The organism is Candidatus Uabimicrobium helgolandensis, assembly GCF_041508025.1.
Classification (GTDB): Bacteria; Planctomycetota; Uabimicrobiia; order Uabimicrobiales; family Uabimicrobiaceae; genus Uabimicrobium; species Uabimicrobium helgolandensis.
Window position 1 is genome coordinate 690,792 of sequence record NZ_CP165719.1, and the last position, 18,678, is coordinate 709,469.

17 protein-coding genes are annotated in these 18,678 nt (G+C 34.8%); 12 read left to right on the top strand and 5 right to left on the bottom strand.

The features are described from left to right. Position 1: 1 nt before the first annotated feature. From UABHE_RS02515 to UABHE_RS02550, 8 genes are all read left to right on the top strand, one after another. Positions 2–1,303, top strand: coding sequence for an amidohydrolase family protein (locus tag UABHE_RS02515; protein WP_372368624.1), 1,302 nt, complete (start codon positions 2–4; stop codon positions 1,301–1,303). A gap of 135 nt (positions 1,304–1,438) precedes the next feature. Further along, on the top strand, positions 1,439–1,984 hold the full coding sequence (locus tag UABHE_RS02520; protein WP_372368625.1) for an FHA domain-containing protein: 546 nt from the start codon (positions 1,439–1,441) through the stop codon (positions 1,982–1,984). 11 nt (positions 1,985–1,995) lie between these two features. Beyond that, positions 1,996–3,828 (top strand): glycosyltransferase 87 family protein, encoded by a 1,833-nt coding sequence (locus UABHE_RS02525; protein WP_372368626.1) that lies wholly within the window; start codon positions 1,996–1,998, stop codon positions 3,826–3,828. Between the two features lie 3 nt (positions 3,829–3,831). Beyond that, entirely contained in the window at positions 3,832–4,053 is a 222-nt protein-coding gene (locus UABHE_RS02530; protein ID WP_372368627.1) for a hypothetical protein, read from the top strand. Positions 4,054–4,070: 17 nt separating this feature from the next. After that, a complete protein-coding gene (locus UABHE_RS02535) occupies positions 4,071–6,293 on the top strand; it encodes a xanthine dehydrogenase family protein molybdopterin-binding subunit (protein ID WP_372368628.1) in 2,223 nt (740 codons plus the stop codon). Then, positions 6,290–6,772 (top strand): (2Fe-2S)-binding protein, encoded by a 483-nt coding sequence (locus UABHE_RS02540; protein WP_372368629.1) that lies wholly within the window; start codon positions 6,290–6,292, stop codon positions 6,770–6,772. The genes UABHE_RS02535 and UABHE_RS02540 overlap by 4 nt, the downstream gene beginning before the upstream one ends. Next, positions 6,753–7,619: a xanthine dehydrogenase family protein subunit M gene (locus tag UABHE_RS02545; protein ID WP_372368630.1), complete on the top strand. Its 867-nt coding sequence runs from the start codon at positions 6,753–6,755 to the stop codon at positions 7,617–7,619. Before UABHE_RS02540 ends, UABHE_RS02545 begins: the two co-directional genes overlap by 20 nt. Then, complete coding sequence (locus UABHE_RS02550; RefSeq protein WP_372368631.1) at positions 7,612–8,889, top strand: pentapeptide repeat-containing protein; 1,278 nt, start codon at positions 7,612–7,614, stop codon at positions 8,887–8,889. The genes UABHE_RS02545 and UABHE_RS02550 overlap by 8 nt, the downstream gene beginning before the upstream one ends. 116 nt (positions 8,890–9,005) lie before the next feature. On the opposite strand, the gene UABHE_RS02555 is transcribed toward UABHE_RS02550, so the two are convergent. Together UABHE_RS02555 and UABHE_RS02560 are read right to left on the bottom strand one after the other, a co-directional pair. Next, positions 9,006–12,410: a serine/threonine-protein kinase gene (locus UABHE_RS02555; protein WP_372368632.1), complete on the bottom strand. Its 3,405-nt coding sequence runs from the start codon at positions 12,408–12,410 to the stop codon at positions 9,006–9,008. Further along, positions 12,407–12,985: a sigma-70 family RNA polymerase sigma factor gene (locus tag UABHE_RS02560; RefSeq protein WP_372368633.1), complete on the bottom strand. Its 579-nt coding sequence runs from the start codon at positions 12,983–12,985 to the stop codon at positions 12,407–12,409. Before UABHE_RS02560 ends, UABHE_RS02555 begins: the two co-directional genes overlap by 4 nt. A gap of 128 nt (positions 12,986–13,113) precedes the next feature. On the opposite strand from UABHE_RS02560, the gene UABHE_RS02565 reads away from it, so the two are divergent. The 4 genes from UABHE_RS02565 to UABHE_RS02580 all read left to right on the top strand — a co-directional run bounded on the left by UABHE_RS02565 (position 13,114) and on the right by UABHE_RS02580 (position 16,135). Next, positions 13,114–13,713, top strand: coding sequence for a trimeric intracellular cation channel family protein (locus tag UABHE_RS02565; RefSeq protein ID WP_372368634.1), 600 nt, complete (start codon positions 13,114–13,116; stop codon positions 13,711–13,713). Between the two features lie 300 nt (positions 13,714–14,013). Then, a complete protein-coding gene (locus UABHE_RS02570; RefSeq protein WP_372368635.1) occupies positions 14,014–14,403 on the top strand; it encodes a DUF1304 domain-containing protein in 390 nt (129 codons plus the stop codon). 9 nt (positions 14,404–14,412) lie between these two features. Then, positions 14,413–15,243, top strand: a complete 831-nt coding sequence (locus UABHE_RS02575) for a leucine-rich repeat domain-containing protein (protein ID WP_372368636.1) — start codon at positions 14,413–14,415, stop codon at positions 15,241–15,243. Between the two features lie 79 nt (positions 15,244–15,322). Next, positions 15,323–16,135, top strand: a complete 813-nt coding sequence (locus UABHE_RS02580) for a DUF4388 domain-containing protein (RefSeq protein ID WP_372368637.1) — start codon at positions 15,323–15,325, stop codon at positions 16,133–16,135. Positions 16,136–16,206: 71 nt separating this feature from the next. Here UABHE_RS02580 and UABHE_RS02585 read toward each other — a convergent pair whose 3' ends face one another. Genes UABHE_RS02585 through UABHE_RS02595 form a run of 3 tightly spaced genes read right to left on the bottom strand, consistent with a single transcriptional unit; the run spans position 16,207 to position 18,291 of the window. Further along, positions 16,207–17,421, bottom strand: coding sequence for a hypothetical protein (locus UABHE_RS02585; protein ID WP_372368638.1), 1,215 nt, complete (start codon positions 17,419–17,421; stop codon positions 16,207–16,209). Then, on the bottom strand, positions 17,414–17,779 hold the full coding sequence (locus tag UABHE_RS02590) for an anti-sigma factor (protein WP_372368639.1): 366 nt from the start codon (positions 17,777–17,779) through the stop codon (positions 17,414–17,416). Before UABHE_RS02590 ends, UABHE_RS02585 begins: the two co-directional genes overlap by 8 nt. After that, a complete protein-coding gene (locus UABHE_RS02595; protein ID WP_372368640.1) occupies positions 17,776–18,291 on the bottom strand; it encodes an RNA polymerase sigma factor in 516 nt (171 codons plus the stop codon). The genes UABHE_RS02590 and UABHE_RS02595 overlap by 4 nt, the downstream gene beginning before the upstream one ends. Between the last annotated feature and the right edge of the window lie 387 nt (positions 18,292–18,678).

An 18,678-nucleotide genomic window follows, 5' to 3' on the forward strand; every position in this document is an offset into this window, starting at 1 on the left:
AGTGAAATTTATACTATTTATTTTGTGTTTTTGTTTACTGCATGCTTCGGATATTGTACCGGGAACAGCGCAGCAAAAAATTATAGCCATTGTCAATGGTACAGTGCATACTGTTTCAGGAGATGTTATTGATAATGGCATTGTTGTTTTTGACAAGGGTGTGATTACCGCAGTGGGAGCTCAAAAGCAAGTTCAAATTCCCAAAGGCTGTGAAATCGTAGATGCCAAAGGACAACATGTCTATCCTGGACTTATCGTTCCATACACAACATTGGGACTCGTTGAAATTGGTGCTGTGCGAGCATCTGACGATACCAATGAAGTGGGTAGTGTTAATCCCAATGCGCAAGCCTATACAGCATACAATATGGACTCAGAGGTGATTCCGACTGTGCGTTCTAATGGCATATTAACAGCACATGTTGTTCCGCAAGGTAGTTTATTTGCAGGAACTTCATCTATTATTATGCTTGATGGATGGACTGTTGAGGATGCAGCACTTGTAAAGAATGCAGGAGCTTATTTATCATGGCCATCAATGACTGTTTACGAAAATTGGTGGATAAAAACATCCGCAGATGAACAGCGCAAAAATATTAAAAAAAATATTGCAAAAATAAATAAGGTATTGCAAGATGTGCGCAAGTATCAAAAAGCGAAAAAAGCTAACGATTCGATAAAGAAAGATATTAGGTGGGAAGCTTTACTACCGGTGATAGAGAAAAAAATACCACTTTATATTTCTGCTTCTGAATACAAGCAAATAGAAGCGGCAGTTGCCTTTGCAAAAAGTAATGATATTCGTATCGTTATCGTTGGAGGAGCAGATTCTTGGAAACTAACTCGCGTTTTAAAAGAAAATGATATTCCTGTTATTTTACAAGCTGTTAATTCTTTACCTCGCCGCGGCGAAGAAGATTACGATTTAGCTTTTCGTTTACCACAAATGTTAGAACAAGAAGAAGTTAAATTTTGTATATCAGGTGGGACGGATTGGGATAATTATTGGAATATACGTAATCTACCATTTCAGGCAGGTACAGCTATTGCGTACGGATTAAGTAAGAAAGCTGCTTTGCGAGCAATTACTCTTTCACCAGCAGAGATTCTTGGTATCGATGATCGCGTTGGTTCTATTGAGATCGGGAAAGATGCAACGATCGTCGTTTCTAAAGGTGATATCCTCGATATTCGTAGTAGCCATATTGAGTACGCTTTCATCCAAGGACGCAAAGTTAATCTAGATGATCGTCATAAACGTTTGTGGCGAAAATACCAACAAAAGTATAAAGATAAAAAATAATATTAGTGTATGTCCTGTTTTTATGTTTTCGCCTGCCTTCGTAAGGCTTAAAAGCCTTGCGAAGTGCGCGAGGGGAAAGCATAAGCATAAAGATAGATCCTAAATCTCGATTTTCAAAAGAATTAGAGAATTACTATGTATGATTTTAAAAATTTTCACCAGCACTGTCTCTCTCTATCACAAGAACAATTTTGTAAAAAATTTCCTAAGCCAATACTTGTCATTGGTAAACGACCTAAGCCACAGTATGAAAAAAAAGTTGATTTGATGCGTACGCAAGCGATTACAACATATAACTCTCCTCTTGTTTTCAGAGGTTTTCGTTTAGGATATCCTCCTAAGTACAAATGTTTAGTTTACTGTTTTGACCAGAGAAAAACGGTGACAATTGGCCGCACAAATAACAATGATATCACTTTACGCGACGACTCTGTTTCTAAAGCACATGCTTATTTTAAAAGTAGAAGTACTTTTACCGGATTTTTTTTACAAAAAAACAAAGAAACTTGGAATGTAGTGGATATGGGTTCTGAAAATGGCACTTTTGTGAATGGAGAATTTCTTGAAGAAAATGACTCTCACATTGTAGAAGATAAAACCAATATTGTTTTTGGAGCTTATTACTTTGCAACTTTTTTTATGCCAAAAAGTTGTTATGAGTATATTCGCTCTTTATCGTAGGGATCATATCTTTGTTTGCTATCATTATAACTTTCGTGGGACACATTCTCATTGTTGGAAGTGCTTTACTTTATACTTCAGGTAGTATATTTATCACTTCTACAGAGCAAACGTTACTTTGGTACATCGTTGGTAGCATTGTTTCTTTTGCTGGGCTTACATGGTGTTACTTTCGAAAAATAAAATATAAAAACGCTTGGTGGTTGTGCTGTGTTTGTAGCTTTGCTTATATTTTTATGCCACCAAATTTATCTGATGATATTTATCGTTATATGTGGGATGGAAAAGTTTGCGCAAGTGGACTATCTCCTTACGAATCTAAACCACAAGATTTAAAAATAGATGCGGTTTTGTACCCGCTTCTTAACTCCCCTAAATACTACTCTATTTACCCTCCTTTTTCACAAATAATGTTCTGGGTTCCTGCAAAGTTATCTCAGGACAATAACTACGTATTATTTTATATTTATAAATTACTTTGTTTTGTATTTTTTATAACGATGATTTTTTGGATTGATAAATTATTGTGTTTTGACGCAGGATATCTTCGCGCTCTCATTCTTGTCGGATGCAATCCCGTTATACTTTCGGAGCTTATTGGCCAAGGACATACCGAAATTTTTATGATTGCAACGCTTGTTGGCTGTTTTTACTTTTTTGAATCGCGTCCAAAGTGGTCAATGTTTTGCTTATCACTCGCTGCTTTAACAAAATTATATCCAGTCGTTTTATTTCCTTTTTTAGTTTTCCATAAAAAATATATAAAACATTTATGGATTCCGATTACAACTTGCTTATTATTATGTTCGGTATTTTACACTGATATGATGTTTCACAATATGAGACAATCTTTAGAGTTATACACCCAAAAATTTTCATTCAATTCTGCCCTTTTAGTTATTTGGGAAAAAGGATTGTACTTTGCCGGAGTTAATCTCAATTATAAATGGGCACTGAAAGCTTGTTGGGGAATTTTTACTGTTTCTTATTTGTGCACTCTTGTTCTCTATATACGCCAAAAGTGCCCTGTTAACAAAAAGTTGTTTATTAATATTACTTATTTGGTTTTGTTTTTGTATGTAGTGTGTAGTCCAACGGTTCATCCTTGGTATATTGTACCTCTTCTCGTAGTAGCCGCTATTTGCGAAAAAAAAACATATTTACTTTTTGGATGGTCTTTACTCATTATTCCCACATATCTCTTCTACTTATCAGAAAATCTTCTGTGGCGTAATATTTATGTTTTTATTGAATACCCTGTTGTTATTGCTGCTTTTTTCCCTTGGTTTCTAGACAATACAATGAAGTTTTTGGCTTACCGGAAATTTGGTATTTGCAAAGATTTTATTTATGGAGAAAGTGTTCTTGACAATGGTTGTGCTGAAGGTTATTTGGGACAGCACATTCATGAAAAGCTAAAAATAAAAGTTCAGAATTTAGATGTGTTACCATTGAATAAAAGTACTATTCCTTATACAATGTATGATGGTAAAAAAATACCGCTTGCTGACAATTCCGTTGATACAGTAATTTGCGCACTTATGTTGCATCACTGTGAAGATCCAGAGTTGGTTTTAAGAGAGGTCATTCGTGTAGCCAAAAAGCGAATTATTATTTTGGAATCTACATTTGAAAATAAGTTCGATTTAAATATTCTTAACTTTTTTGATCGTTGCGCAAATTTTGTACGCAGTCGTGGGAAAATGGGAAAAGAGGAATTGCACTTTAAAACAGTTGATCAATGGCAGAAAATATTCTTAGATAAAAAAGTTAGTATAAATAAGGTGTTTTGGGCAAATCGTTTTATTCATAAGCATGTAGTTTTTATTTTAGACAAGGAATAAAGAATGAATTTGATGTCATTAGAAGAGATGAACGCACAGCTTCTACTAAAATTTGGCAACAAAGAAAACATTACTGAGGTTTGCCTTACAAGTGAAGAAGCATTGCGCACTGCCAAAGAAATACTAGGTAGTGTATCACGGCATATGACCTCTGAACAAAAACAAGTTCTTGTAGAAAGCATTCTAAGATCAAATACTCGAAGAATGATAGACGAATCTTACTAGGTAGACAGGAAAATAGCATGAACAAAAAATGGGTGGGGAGAAACGTACCGCGAAAAGAAGGTGTTGAAAAAGTAACGGGGAAAAGTAAATATGTAGATGATCTTACTTTTCCTGACATGATATATGGAATTACTGTTCGTAGCAAAGTTCCCCGAGGTAAAATACAGAAAATTCATTTTGCAAAACACATAAATTGGGACGAGTTTACAATTGTTACCGCGAAGGACGTACCAGGAGAGAATGTTGTTGCTTTGATAGAAAGTGACCAACCTTTTTTGGTAGACGAAGAAATTCGCCACCCACAAGAACCCATTCTCTTGTTAGCTCACCCAGATAAATCTTTATTAGAAGAAGCTCGACGTAGCATTCAAATAGAGGTAGAGCCGTTAGCGCCTGTACTTAGTATAGAGGACTCTTTAAATAAAAAGCAGATTATTTATGGTGAAGATAATGTTATAAAAGAGTATCTTATTTCTAAAGGAAATACAGATGAAGTATGGACACAAGCTCATAAAATTATCTGTGAAAAGTATCAAACAGGAGCACAAGAGCAACTATACATAGAAAATAACGGTATGATTGCAATTGCAAATGAAGAAGAAGTGACAATATGGGGATCGATGCAATGTCCTTACTATATCCATAAGGCGCTTATTCCTCTTTTTAATTTACCAGCAGAAAAAATTCGCATTGTGCAAACAGCAACAGGCGGTGGTTTTGGCGGAAAAGAAGAGTACCCTTCTATCATAGCAGGGCATGCCGCTTTATTAGCTCGTAAAGCAAAGAAACCTGTCAAGTTAATGTATGACCGCGCTGAAGATATGGTGGCGACAACAAAACGTCATCCTTCTCACACGACACACAAAATAGCTGTAGATGAAAATGGTAAGCTCTTAGCGATTGATATTGATTTTATTCTCGATGGAGGTGCATACGCGACACTTTCTGCTGTTGTTTTATCAAGAGGAGCTCTTCACGCAGTAGGACCATATGAATGCGATAATATACGCGTTCGCGCGCGTGCAGTTGCAACTAATAGACCACCCCAAGGGGCGTTTCGTGGATTTGGCGCACCACAAAGCATTTTTGCTTTAGAGCGTAACTTAGACTTAGTGGCAAAAGAAATGAATATGTGCCCTGTTGAGTTGCGCAAACGTAACTTTTTAAAACGCGGAGTTGAAAATGCCACTGGCCAGATGATGGAAGAAGATATTCGCATTGATAAAGTTCTCGATATGGCTTTAGAAAAATCTGATTATTTTGCCAAAAAAAAACAATTTGCTATTCATAACTCACAAAACAACAAAACTTTCAAAGGTATTGGTCTTGCAACATTCTATCACGGCGCTGGTTTCACTGGCTCAGGCGAAGTGCATTTAGCGTCAATCGTTGGAGCGAGATTAACCGCACAAGGAAAAGTAAAAATTCTCGCTGCGAGTACTGAAATCGGGCAAGGGACCAATACTATTTTTTCGCAAATAGCTGCCGATGCTCTAGGAGTTAGTTACGATCTAATTGAAATAGAAAATCCAGACACTGCAAAAGTTCCCAATAGCGGACCAACCGTAGCTTCAAGAACTTGTATGATTGTTGGTAAATTGGTGGAATCGGCTGTTTGGGGTATCCGCGATACACTTCAAAAAAGTAATCTATTACAGGAAAATTATAGCGAAGAGCAATTTATTAGTGCTAGTAAAAAATACTTAGAAGAGTTTGGCGAGCTCAAGATGTTCGTCAAATATAAACCTCCTGCAGGAATCAAGTGGGACGACAAAAACTACCGTGGAGCAGCTTACAGCGCCTATGCTTGGGCAGCTTACGTAGCAGAAGTAACAATTGACAAATATACTTGTGAAGTTTCTCTCGACGATTTTGTTGCGGTGCAAGAAGTGGGAGAAGTGGTTCATCCAATTCTTGCAGAAGGACAGATCGAAGGAGGTGTTGCGCAAGGAATAGGCTACGCCTTATATGAAAATATTGTATGGCGTGATGGACAAATGGCGAATAACCAAATGACAAATTACATTATGCCAACTACTTTGGACGCACCTAGTATACGCGTGTTTTTTACAGAACCTTTTACCCCAGGAAGCGTTCGTAAAGGTATAGGAGAACTTCCACTTGATGGAACTGCCCCAGCAATTATCTCTGCAGTAGAAAATGCAACAGGGCAACATATTTGCCATGCTCCACTTATGCCCGAAGATTTAATGGATTGTATAGAAAAGGGAACGAAATGAATGAAATATCATTTAAAGTAAATGGTAAATCTGAAACAGTAAATGTTCATCCATTTTCACGTTTATTAGACGTTTTACGCAATGATTTACAGTTAACGGGAACGAAAGAAGGATGCGGTGAAGGTGAGTGCGGCGCATGCAGTGTTTTTATCGATGGTGTTTTAACAAATAGTTGTTTAATTCCTATAGCACAAGTACAAAATTGCGAAGTGGAAACTATTGAAGGGGTTGCTGAAGGAGAAAAAATACATAAAGTGCAGCGAGCCTTTATTGATATGGGTGGAGCACAATGTGGAATTTGTACACCAGGAATGATAATGGCAACTCTTAATATTTTACGCGACCAACCACATCCAAATGATGATGCGATTCGCGAAGGGCTAGCTGGAAACTTTTGCCGTTGTACAGGATATACGAAAATTATAGATGCTGTCAAAAAGAGTATAGAGGAGAGAGAAGATGAGAGCATATCTTCCTAAATACAACTTAACAAGTGCCACTAGTTTAGATCACGCACTACAATTATTAGATAATGGTAACCGGCCTATTGCTGGGGGAACAGATTTAATGGTTCTTTTTGATACCGGTAACCTTCCCGAAGGAAATTATGTAAGTATTCATTCTCTAAATGAATTAAAGGGGATTTGTATAAGTGATGAGTATGTAAAAATAGGGGCTTTAACTACTTATAGTGAATTGCGTCAAAATGAAGTTATCCGAGACGAATTTCCTTGTATTTATGAAGCGGCAAAAGTCACTGGCGGAATTGCAATTCAAAATAGAGGGACTATTGGTGGGAACATTGCCAATGCTTCACCAGCAGCAGACACTCCGCCGGCTCTTTTGGTTTACAACGCTAGTCTAAAAATTATTTCGAGTACAGATGAAAAAAATATAGAATATAAAAATTTTCATAAAGACTATAAACAAACGCAATTAGCGGCTAATGAGCTCATTAAAGAAATTATTCTACCACGACAAAACAAACACAAATTGCATTATTATCGTAAAGTTGGTACACGCAAAGCGCAAGCGATATCCAAAATATGTATAGCAGCGCTTGCAAACTTTACAAAAGAAAAAATAGAAAATGTAAAAATTTCCGTCGCCAGTGTTGCACCTACAGTTGTTCGTTGTACAAAAACTGAAGATTATTTTTGCGGAAAACAATATTCGCAAATTGACATTCATGAAGCACAACAAGTCTTACAAACGGAAATATCTGCAATAGATGATATTCGTTCAACAAAAAATTACCGTGTCCGAGTTACTTGCAATCTAATACAAGAATTTTTTGACTTGATAACAGAGGAAAATAATGAGTGACCTACCAACTTTATCACAAGAAGAAGCCAAAGAAAAATTAAAAAATGGCGAAAGACTTCATCAGGTATACGTAGAACGCCTTTCTATGTGTAAATTAGAAATTGAAACTCCTGTTGAAATAACCGAATGTAAGATCGGTATACTAGATTTCAATAAAAATGAGTTTAAACAAGAGTTTATATTACGTCAGTGTGAGGTAGAAACTCTTGTATTAGCAGAAACGATCTTCCACGCAAAATGTACTCTTAAAAAAACCAAGTTTGGTCGTGCCAAAATACAGCGTGCTCAGTTTAAAGGTAATATAAACGCCGAATCTGCAAAATTTTCTTATACATCTTTTTACGAATGCATTTTTGAACAAAATGTAAATTTTGGCTACGCTTCGTTCTATGGAGATGCAACATTCCAAGGGGCAGAGTTACGCAAAGGAGGCCGCTTTAACAGTTTGCGTATTACAAATGGAAGCGCCACATTCATCGGAACGTTTTGGGGAGGAAAAGCAGACTTTCGCCAAATAAACGTAGAAAAAGATTTTAATATCTCAGGAAGTCGGATCGAAGATGAGCTACTGCTTATTGGCTCTGTTATTGGTTTAAATACTAGTCTTGACAATTGTATTCTTCATGCAAAAACCGACTTGAGTAATGTAATGAGTGGACGCAATATTTCGATAATTAACGCCACTCTAGGTGAAAACCAAAGTTTTCGTTTTGTAGACACTACAACACCAGGGCTCAATATCGAACGATCTGTTGTCGAAGGCCATGTATTTCCTGAGAATACTGGAAATTATCAAATGGCCGCAAAAGAATATGCTTTCCTTAGAACGGCATTTCAAGCGATGAATCGCTTCGACGAAGAAGACTGGGCGTACTATCAATTTAAAAAAATGCAGCGCAAAAGTCAGCCTATACCTCTAAGTCCAATCAAAGGAGGAAAACGCTTGTTTGAGTATTTATTTCTAGACCTAGGATGTGGATACGGAACAATGCCTTTTCGGACACTTGGTGCCGTGGGACTTCTAATATTTTTGTTCGGCGCGTGCTATTCGATGTTGGGAGCTGCGGGAAATATTAGTTTTGGCTTAGAAAATGCTAAACTTAACAATTTTTTAAATGCAATAAACACTAGTTTAGTTGTTTTTAGTGGTGGTTATGGCGACCTTCAAGTCACTGGTATTGCAAGACTACTCGCGATGGTTGAGTATTTGATAGGCGTAGTTTTTATGGGACTGTTTGTGGTATCCTTTAGTCGCAAAATAATTCGCTAACCAATTAACAGGTTCTAAACAAATACAACGTTGATTTTTTACTCTAAAAGAAATGGCACGAATAGCTACAAAAGCTGTTCGTGCCATTTCTTTTATCTCTAAGTTGGAATTTTTAGTTACTTCGCTTTTTGTAAATTTATATTATCGTTTTCAGGAAACTCTTCCATATTTAAATTACTTTGAATTTCAACAAACGGTGTTGCCAACCAATCAGAAGCCACTAATCCTACGAAACCTTCCGGTTCTACGTGTTCATTCTCTATTATGTATGAACTGTTGGCCCCTCCACAGGAAAAATTAAGTTTTCCATCCTCAGCTTGATATTGTAACCATAGCTCATATTTTTCGCGGTGAGTAGAGAACGAGTCCTCTGACGTATGGATTAGTTTTTGCTTTCCTTTGTTTACAATATACAAACGATTACGGCGATCTTGCATGTTAAATAAAAACAAATAATATGGTTTGTTAGGTCTATAAAAAAGAACAGCTCCAAAAGCTTTTCCCATGTCGTTTGGTACATTTGCAACTACGTTCTTGAACTCTCTTTTCATTTTATTATTTTCAGGGTTAACTAAATATGCTTTGAGGTGAAAATAATTTGGTTTTAGTGGGTACTTCCATAGTACCACTTCTTTTTTGTTGAGTAGAATAAATTTGGGAGAATACATCTTTAGTTTTAAAGGCTTGAATTTTTTAGCATACCTGAACAAGAACCAATCTTTTTCCATGTTCTCTGGTTTTCTATTCTTGGGGCGATAAAATGGATAATTAATTTCTAACCAATTTCCCTCGAATTTTTTGACTTGTCCAGCAACTATCTCCTTTTGTTGTGGGTTATCTTGTTCTTCGAAATTTTGACAAAGTTCTTCAATAGCAATAGCTATTTCTTCATCTTCTGGAAATTGTTCCTGTAGTCTCTCGTAGTATATTTTTGTTTGCTCAGGGCCATGATCTTTTAATACTTTTTTGGCAGCGCTTTCAATAGTATCTATAATTTTTCCATCTACAGCGGCAAACTCTAATTCATCTAAAGATTTATATTTGTTTAAAGATTCATATGTTTGGTTTACTTGCCAGTATTTTGCTTGCTCTATTAGTTTCAACATGTGTAGAGTAAGATTATTGAACGTTGTTTTCGCCATTTCGCGATGTTGATTTTGCACTTTGTCACCAATAAAACCTTTACCTTCATCGATTATATAGTTCATTTGTAGTAAGTACTGACAACGATCCAATTCTTTTACAAAATTTGAGTTTAGAGCTAGATATTGAGATAAATTATTAGATATGATTTTTTTCCAATTTTGTTGGTGAGAGTTTGGTAACTCGTCAATAGTTTTTGTATACAAACAACTAACATGTTCAATACTTTTTATCATCATCTTAGGTTTATCTATACGCTGCATTTTGTTGTATATACTATTGTTGATAGTTTGAAACACATCTATTGTTTTATCGTGTATAGAGTGTTTCGAATTTAATAATTCTGTTATATGTGAATAAAAACTCACAGCATCTAAAAACTGTTCTATGGTAGGTTTGATGTTCATTACATTAATATTTATATTTGCCACTTTGTTCATTTTATGATCAAATTTTTTCTCTATAAAAGCAATAACATGATTTTTGATTTTGTGATTTTGTTGACTAAAATCTTTTAGAAGGTTTCCTGCTTGTTGATAGTTTTTATTTGTTACGAGCGTTTGTACACGTTTTATATCCTCTTGCCAATCAAATTCGTCGCTAGGAATATTTTCTGAGCTTAATTTTGTGATTTCTTTTTTTACTATACTATCTACAGTTTCAGAAAAATTTTGTTCAAGTAGATTCTGTAAAACAGAAATAACTTGCTCTTTGTTTTTATTGTTGCGCGAAATATAGATAATCTGTGCAACCATCATTTCCCATAGAGTGTTTTCCTGGTCTATAAAAGATTCTCCCCACTTCGTTGCAATATTGTTATTCTTTATTTTTAGTAAAGCTTCTTGTAGTTTATATATATCACTGATTTTAATAGAATCGACAACATCTTTTTCTAGATCTAAACGCAAACGATTTTGGGCAGCTTTTTGCGCATAGATTTTTTGTTGTTTGCGCTGTTGCACTTGCTTTATTAAATTGGTAACTCTATTTACATACCAAGATGGTCCTTCAATACCATTGTCAATCAAATGCGTAAATGCACTGTCATTTTTTTCGTCTTGGCTTTTTTCTTTCAGAGACAAATAATTACTAAGATAGTTTTTTGTTTCTTTAATTTGTGGAGAAATATCACTATGGATCTCCGATAATTCGTAAGCTTTTTCAAGATTATTTACATCTATTTTTTGCGATATCTGTTTTTGAATTTCTTGCGGGCTGACACCTACGGAGTTTAGTAAAATAAAGAAGAATATTACGGCAGCAGCACTACTAGCCCATAGTTTCCAGTGGGATTTCTGTGGAGGAGGAGAAACCCTCGATGAACGCATGCGAGAAGTACGTGTCAATTTTGTTACAGGTGTTTTTGTATTTACAATTTTATTTGTTGGGCGGACAGTAAGGGTGTTTATATTTTTTAAAGCTTTAATTAAGTCACTATAATTTTGAAAACGGTCACTTTTACTTTTGGCTGACATCTTGAGGATAAGAGGATATAGATTGTCTGGCAAGTTTTTATTAAATTTTTTGGGGTTTGGCAATTTTGTTGAAATATGTTTAAGACAAATAGCGGCAGCGTGCGGAGCATCGAAAGGTTTTTCGCCTGTTACCATGTGAAATAGTGTAATCCCCAAACTATAGATATCACTGCGTTTATCAATGCCACTTTCTCCTCGGCATTGTTCAGGCGACATATAGTGAGGAGTGCCCATAATTCGGCCACTCACTGTCATTGTTGATGCGTTGGTACACCTAGCTAACCCTAAATCACACAATTTAGCATGACTATCTTCTGTACGAATCATTATATTTTCGGGTTTTATATCGCGGTGTATAATATTATGTTGACGATCAGCGTATTCTAAAGCTTCGGAGACCTGGGTTACAATTTCTAAGGCTTTATTCACCGGAAGTGGATCACTATCAATAAGTTGTGCAACATTCTTTCCCGCGATATATTCCATTACAAAATAATGAAAATCATCATTTGTACCAGCATCGATACCGGTAATAATATGTTTGTGGTTTAATTTTGCGACCGAATGTGCTTCTCGTTGAAATCTTGCTACATAATCTTTTGTTTGGCGCTGCTTTGAGAGAACTTTAATCGCCACTGTGCGTTCCATTGATAGTTGTAACGCCTGATATACTGCTCCCATGCCACCTTGTCCTAGTTTTTTTATAACATTATATCCCGCTATTTCCATTGTATTCTCCTTTTGTCTTGTGGGAGATTTTTGCGATACATGTTGAAATTTTTCTAGTATGGAATTACTAATTTCATTGTTTTTCAGTTTGTATCTCGGCATTTTTCCTATTCCCTTTTCTCCGTAGCAAAGCTTGGCACAATTTTTTAATTTACGGTCAAACTCATTTGTCACGATTGTTCTCCTATGCATTTCTTTAGCTCATTGTGTAAAATCTGAAGAGATTTATTGACTTGATAGCGGCTAATCCCTAAATCTTTAGCTATACACGAAGCATTCTGATTATCGCGATACTTTAACAAAAATATATCTTTTATATAAGGATCAGGCATCTCCTCTATAATTTCGCGAATTAATAAACTTTCGAATACTTCAGAAGCTCTTTGATCATTTACAAAGACTTGTTCAGCAAATACTTCGTGCTCGCTTTTATTTTGAACGATAGCTCGCTTTTTCGATTTTTGGGTGCGCCAAAAGTTGCCAATTTCCCCTTTGATTATTTTAATAGCTAAATAGTTGAAAGCCTGAGGGTGTTGAATTTCTTTTACTTTTACAGATAATGTAAGAAGAACTTTATTGGTAAGTTCTAAACTATCGTGATAATTACCAACACTTAAGCGAATAAAATTAAAAACCACATCCTGATAACGGTGTAAAAATTCATTCATATGATCTACCGTATGTGGATTTTCTTTGATATATTCTATTAGTTTTACCGTTAGTTCAGAGCAATTTTTATATAGTTTCATTTTTTCACCAGCTAAAATTTTTGCTATTTTGATATGGCTTACATAAGGCGTAAATGCGAACTCTATATGTAAAGTGTAAACAGATCACATGTTTTGAAAAAAAATTTAAAAAAAATAGGATAAAAACTATGATTTATATTTTTGACTTATTTGGAATCTTTGTTTTTGCTGTTAGTGGTGCCCTTAGTGCTGGAAAAAAATCTTTAGATTTTTTTGGCGTTGCGGTGATTTCTGTTGCTACAGCACTCGGTGGAGGCACTCTACGAGACTTAATTCTTGGAAATACTCCTGTTGCGTGGGTTCAAGACCATAATTATATTCTTGTTGCTGTTAGTGGTGCGTGTCTCACTATTTTTTTGAGAAAACGTTGCACTATTAACAATATAGTATTAGTATACGCAGATGCTTTTGGTTTAGCGCTCTTTACAGTAATTGGAACACAGGTCGCTATAGCAGCAAGTGTTTCTCCTGTTATTGCTATTATTATGGGAGTTATGACTGGAACTTTTGGTGGACTACTTCGCGATGTAATGACCAATGAAATTCCATTTGTACTAAGAAAAGAAATATATGCAACAGCGTCATTTGTAGGAAGCATTTCTTATCTGATTGTAGAAAATTTTGCGAGCACGAATATTAGCATAATTATTGCGATGACAGTTACTTTGATATTGCGTATCATTGCTATTCGTCGTAATCTTTCTCTGCCACTTTTTGAAATATCCTAATTTCTTATACTTTTAGGGCGTGTCATCATTCAAAATATTGTGTGTTTTTTCGAGCCCGAGCCCGTTTCTGAAACTTTCACTAACAATTTATCAAAGAAGCAAAGTTTCTTTTTCCATCGCAAAAAACTAGTATTGAACCAATAAATCACTTTCTGTCGCTCAAAAAGTTTTCGGGCGCGGGCTCGCAAACGGGCTCGGGCTCAATACTACTGGCGTATCATTAAATGAATCCGTTATATTTTTATCTGTATTGAATGATGACAGGCCCTAATTAAAACATTTTCAAATGAGTGAAAATTTATGAAAACTATAATTAAAATATCCGCTTTACTCGCATCTGTGATACACATCTTGTTTTTTTGCCTAGAAAGCTTACTATGGACTAACCCTAAGGTACAAAAGATCTTTGGACAAAGTGCTGAAACGATAAGTGCTACCAAGTTACTAGCTTTTAATCAAGGTTTTTACAATTTGTTTTTTGCCTTGGGAATAATCGCTGCTCTTCTTGTAATGAAGAAAAATCAAACAATTGGTTTTACTCTTTTAGCTTATATCGGTTCTTGTATGTTAGGGGCAGCTCTTGTTCTGCTGTATTCTTCTCCAACTATGATTACGGGTGTCTTAGCTCAAGGAGTTCCTCCTATGGTAATGTTACTAGGTATTTCTGTGTATTGTAACAAAAATTGCTAAGGCGTGTTTATGCACAATGTAATAAAAAAAATATTGAAGAATATTGAAAGTGACACGGTGTATAGTGGTTGCACGTTTTATTTAGATGAGAACGTCGTTTACAATATTAAAAATTCGCATTTCGAAAACTGTAGTTTTCGCAGTTCCGTTTGCTTTGGAAATTTAGAAATGTGTGGTTTTTCTAGTTGCGGTTTTTCTAATAAAGTGATGGTTCAAATTATTAAAAATGATGTACAAGATCATGTTTTTTCGTTATCGTTTCTGACACATTTGATCTTGTACTCGCCGCAAAATTGCGAGCGCATAAATTCTAAATTGAGAACTATAAATTTGAATAGTAATGATTTTATTCTTGGACCAATGAACAAACTCTCTTCTTTAATAAGCCTTAATTTAAGTGGAAATAATATCAAGCAGATGCCTGAAACTATTAAGGAACTTCGTAATTTAGAAGAGTTGGATGTTTCGTTGAATAAACTAGCTGCGTTCCCTCTTTACAAAAATCTACCATTAAAACATCTAAATATTTCGCATAATTATTTGAAAAAATTTCCCAATACACTTCTTCGATATTTTCGCCTAGAAAGTTTGGATATTTCTAACAATCAAATTCGTTCTATCCCTTCTCAAATCTTAGAACTAAAAAATTTGCGGCAGTTAAATTTGTCAAACAATAAGCTCACAACCCTTCCTTTTGAATTGAAAGCTCTACCTTGTCTTCGCAATGTATACTTGTGCGATAACCTATTTGATAAAAACTATCAAAATTATTTATGTAAAGAGTTACCCCACTGCAACATCATATTTACATCTAGCACAACACCGTTATTTTTGTTATGATTCGTAAGGTGTTTCTCTGTTTTCTAGTTGTTCGATGTGGTGCCAGCCAAAAGGTTTAGCGAAGATAAAGAGAATTTATATGTACGGCAAAACAAAAAAAATAAAAAAAATTCCACGACGTAGCAAAGGCTTAATCGATCAAATAGTCATTGGCCAAAATGAAAATAAAATTTCAAAACGTATTTTACCTGGAAGCTACTTAGAATGTTTTCCTTTTCCGCGATCAAGACTAAGCAAAAAAAGAGATTTTTCTATTGGGCGTAGTGAAGGAAATGAACTACGATTATCGGACTCAGAGGTCTCACGAAAGCATGCTATTGTCAAGTGGGTACCAGAAAAAAAGGCTTATGTTATTTACGATTTACAAAGTCAAAATGGTGTTTATGTTAACGGAATGTCTTGTAAGGAATACTCTTTAAAGGACAAAGATGTTATTTTAATAGCTGAACATAGTATTTGTTATTACGAAGTAACTGAGTTAGTCGGTTCCAAAGAAACTCCGCCAGAATTAAAAGGTGCTGAAACAACGATCATGAAAAATAAAAGTGAAGTTGTTGAGCGCTTACGAAAATCATTGAAAGGTGACCTTGGAGTTTTAGATATCGGAACCGTTTTGCAAATGATCGCTGGCGAAAGGAAAACGGGTTATATTAAAATTGAAGGGCGTGATGATAAGGGATATATACATTTTCAAGATGGTTATATTGTCCATAGTGAGGTAAATGAGTTAAAAGGGGAAGATGCTTTTTTTTGTATTGCAAGATGGGATTATGGAAAATTTGAATTTATTGCTGATATAAAACCTACAGAACTCAGTATGGATGAAGATGTTGCATACCTACTTTTAGAAATTGCACGTATGGATGATGAACAGTCTCAAAAGTCTGAATAATGTTTTGGCTCCTAGCTCGCCAATCAATAACTAAGAGCCAGGAGCTGTATCATTTTGTAAGTGAAAACAATCTACTTTTTTGCATGTATAGAGAAATAGACTTCTGATAATGGGATTGTTATTTGATTTGTAAACTCGGCAATACATACTTGGTCTTTAATTTCGGTAATGACCCCATCGGCTATTTTTTTATCGTTATTCTTCCTATATAATGACACAAAACTTTTTTTATTAATATGGGTACTTTTTCCTGTTTCTAGGATATACTGAGTTCCCATTTGCGGAAGATCTACTTGTTCTTCATTCCACGTAATTTTTCTTTCCACCTTTGCAATTACACGTCCACTTAACAAACCAGTGGGTTTATTCTTACTTAAATCAATATTTATGTATAAAATATTTACTTCTTGCTTTTGATTAGGTCCAACAACAATACGGATAGTCGTTGGAGTTTTAAAAGCTAATATTAACATTTGTTTGCTCTTGTACAATTGTGGACTATGAATAGGGCCGCGCTGCGTTTTAATTTTTTTTATTGGTTTTAGGTAATCAGCGGCAGTTAAATGTAAATGTAGATGATGTTCTTTATTTTTTTTTGGTATAGGAAGCAAGTAAAGATCAAATTTTCTCTCTAGTTTTTTTAACTGTGGAATTGTTATCATTTTTTCTTCACCAGCAACCTTTGCATATTGATAACCACTGATATAATGAAGCTTCTGTTTACTAGCCATTTCTAATTTGTTAATAAAAAGATCATTGATTGAAATTGTAGGCGAAGACATTACTTTATAGTGGTTTTCCTTGTGTATTTCGATTTCGTTTTTGGCTTGCTTGGGTGTGACAGAATCTACTAATATATGAACATTGGGGTATTGCCAATCTTCTTTTTTTTTCAAAAGCCACTCTATTTTATCTAATGGTATAGCGCGTACCATTTGAATTTGAACTGAAAAAGAACGATTTACCTTCATTTGGTTTAGGAAAGTTTCTATTTTATTGTTTACTTGTAATGTTGCTACACAAACAATGTCTGATTTTATGATTTCAATGCTGTGCAGTTGTTTCTCTAAATTATTGGCTTGTAAATGTACGCGAATAGCTTTAAATAATAATTCTTCTACCACTCTTTCCATTTTTGAAATAGAACCATTGTCATCTAAACGAATATTACCTGCTTTTGACAAAAACTTTTTAATGTCAAAGTGACGAACTTCTACAGCATGAAGATCTTGAGCATAACAAATAGAAAAGCTAAGTAAACAAATAGCGCTAAATAATTTAATCATTATATTCTCCTAAATCGTAATAATAATGTACAACTTGATGATTATTTTCTGATATATATGTTGTATGTGACTCAATGTGAATTATTTTAATTGAATTTTGAGGTTGCTTACTACTGGTAAGCATGAAAAATCCAAGACATGCGAATAATAAACTTGCCGCTGCGTACCAGTAGATTTTGCTTTTAGATTTAGTGACTATCGCGTCTTTTTGACATAACTCATACAACCAAAATGCAAAGTCTATATTTTTTAGGCAATCACATGAAAATAGATGCTGCCGGATTTCTATTTGTTGTTCCTTAGATAATTCTCCATTGAGATAATTCTGCCAAAGATATTCAGCCTGTTGACAATTCAATGTGTTCTCCTATCAAAAAAAATTTGCAATTGCTTAGAACTACGACTTAAGCTACTTTTCACAGTACCAACTGGTATCTCCAATATCGATGAAATTTCTTTTGTTGAATATGATTCATAGTGGTATAGTAAAAATATAATACGCGCAGTAGAATTTAACAACGACAGCGGCTTGCGTATTTCATCCTGTAGCTCACAATTACTCATTGTAGATTTTCCAGGTATATCAATAGCTAGATGTTCCCACCAACGGCGTTTTCGTTTGTAGTTAATAGCAACATTAGTTGTTACCTTTAATATCCACGAATAAAAAGGATAATTAAAATCGTAAAGTGATATTTTCTTATACAAACGTATCCACACTTCTTGAGATATATCCTCTATTTCCCAACGATCTTGAGTAAAACGTTGCAGTAAAGCGAATATTTTTTTATCATAATGATCAATGATTTTTTGCCAGGCTTGTTCGTTGCCCTCCACTGCTAGTTTTATATACGCAATATCTAGTGACATGTGTTCTCATTTCAAAATACAATTTACAGTCTGACACTTACTTTAATCGTGACCACTACTGCTATATACACTTCTTTTTGACAAATGGTTGCATAAAAATTTTTTGCATTGAAACGAGAGTGCCCACAATCAAAAAGAAGGAAATTATCTTCGGTACACTGATTCAAAATTGTTTACATACCTAACTTGTATTTTTTCGTACAGTACCATCAAAGTACCTAGTTGAACATTCAAAATTATCTACATTATAATGCGCGAAAATTTACGAATCAATATACTTAGTTTGCCGAAAAAACAAACTGCTCTCTAAGGCGCAAGCGTATAATATATATAAAAAACAGCGTATTTCACCGGTGATAAATTTGCTTGACATCAAATATTACTATG

Excerpts from the sequence above, each read along its gene's own strand:
- UABHE_RS02520 (WP_372368625.1), top strand. The coding sequence starts at position 1,439 with ATGTATGATTTTAAAAATTTTCACCAGCACTGTCTCTCTCTATCACAA.
- UABHE_RS02530 (WP_372368627.1), top strand. The coding sequence starts at position 3,832 with ATGAATTTGATGTCATTAGAAGAGATGAACGCACAGCTTCTACTAAAA.
- UABHE_RS02535 (WP_372368628.1), top strand. The coding sequence starts at position 4,071 with ATGAACAAAAAATGGGTGGGGAGAAACGTACCGCGAAAAGAAGGTGTT.
- UABHE_RS02540 (WP_372368629.1), top strand. The coding sequence starts at position 6,290 with ATGAATGAAATATCATTTAAAGTAAATGGTAAATCTGAAACAGTAAAT.
- UABHE_RS02545 (WP_372368630.1), top strand. The coding sequence starts at position 6,753 with ATGAGAGCATATCTTCCTAAATACAACTTAACAAGTGCCACTAGTTTA.
- UABHE_RS02550 (WP_372368631.1), top strand. The coding sequence starts at position 7,612 with ATGAGTGACCTACCAACTTTATCACAAGAAGAAGCCAAAGAAAAATTA.
- UABHE_RS02560 (WP_372368633.1), bottom strand. The coding sequence starts at position 12,985 with ATGAAACTATATAAAAATTGCTCTGAACTAACGGTAAAACTAATAGAA.
- UABHE_RS02565 (WP_372368634.1), top strand. The coding sequence starts at position 13,114 with ATGATTTATATTTTTGACTTATTTGGAATCTTTGTTTTTGCTGTTAGT.
- UABHE_RS02570 (WP_372368635.1), top strand. The coding sequence starts at position 14,014 with ATGAAAACTATAATTAAAATATCCGCTTTACTCGCATCTGTGATACAC.
- UABHE_RS02575 (WP_372368636.1), top strand. The coding sequence starts at position 14,413 with ATGCACAATGTAATAAAAAAAATATTGAAGAATATTGAAAGTGACACG.
- UABHE_RS02580 (WP_372368637.1), top strand. The coding sequence starts at position 15,323 with ATGTACGGCAAAACAAAAAAAATAAAAAAAATTCCACGACGTAGCAAA.
- UABHE_RS02585 (WP_372368638.1), bottom strand. The coding sequence starts at position 17,421 with ATGATTAAATTATTTAGCGCTATTTGTTTACTTAGCTTTTCTATTTGT.
- UABHE_RS02595 (WP_372368640.1), bottom strand. The coding sequence starts at position 18,291 with ATGTCACTAGATATTGCGTATATAAAACTAGCAGTGGAGGGCAACGAA.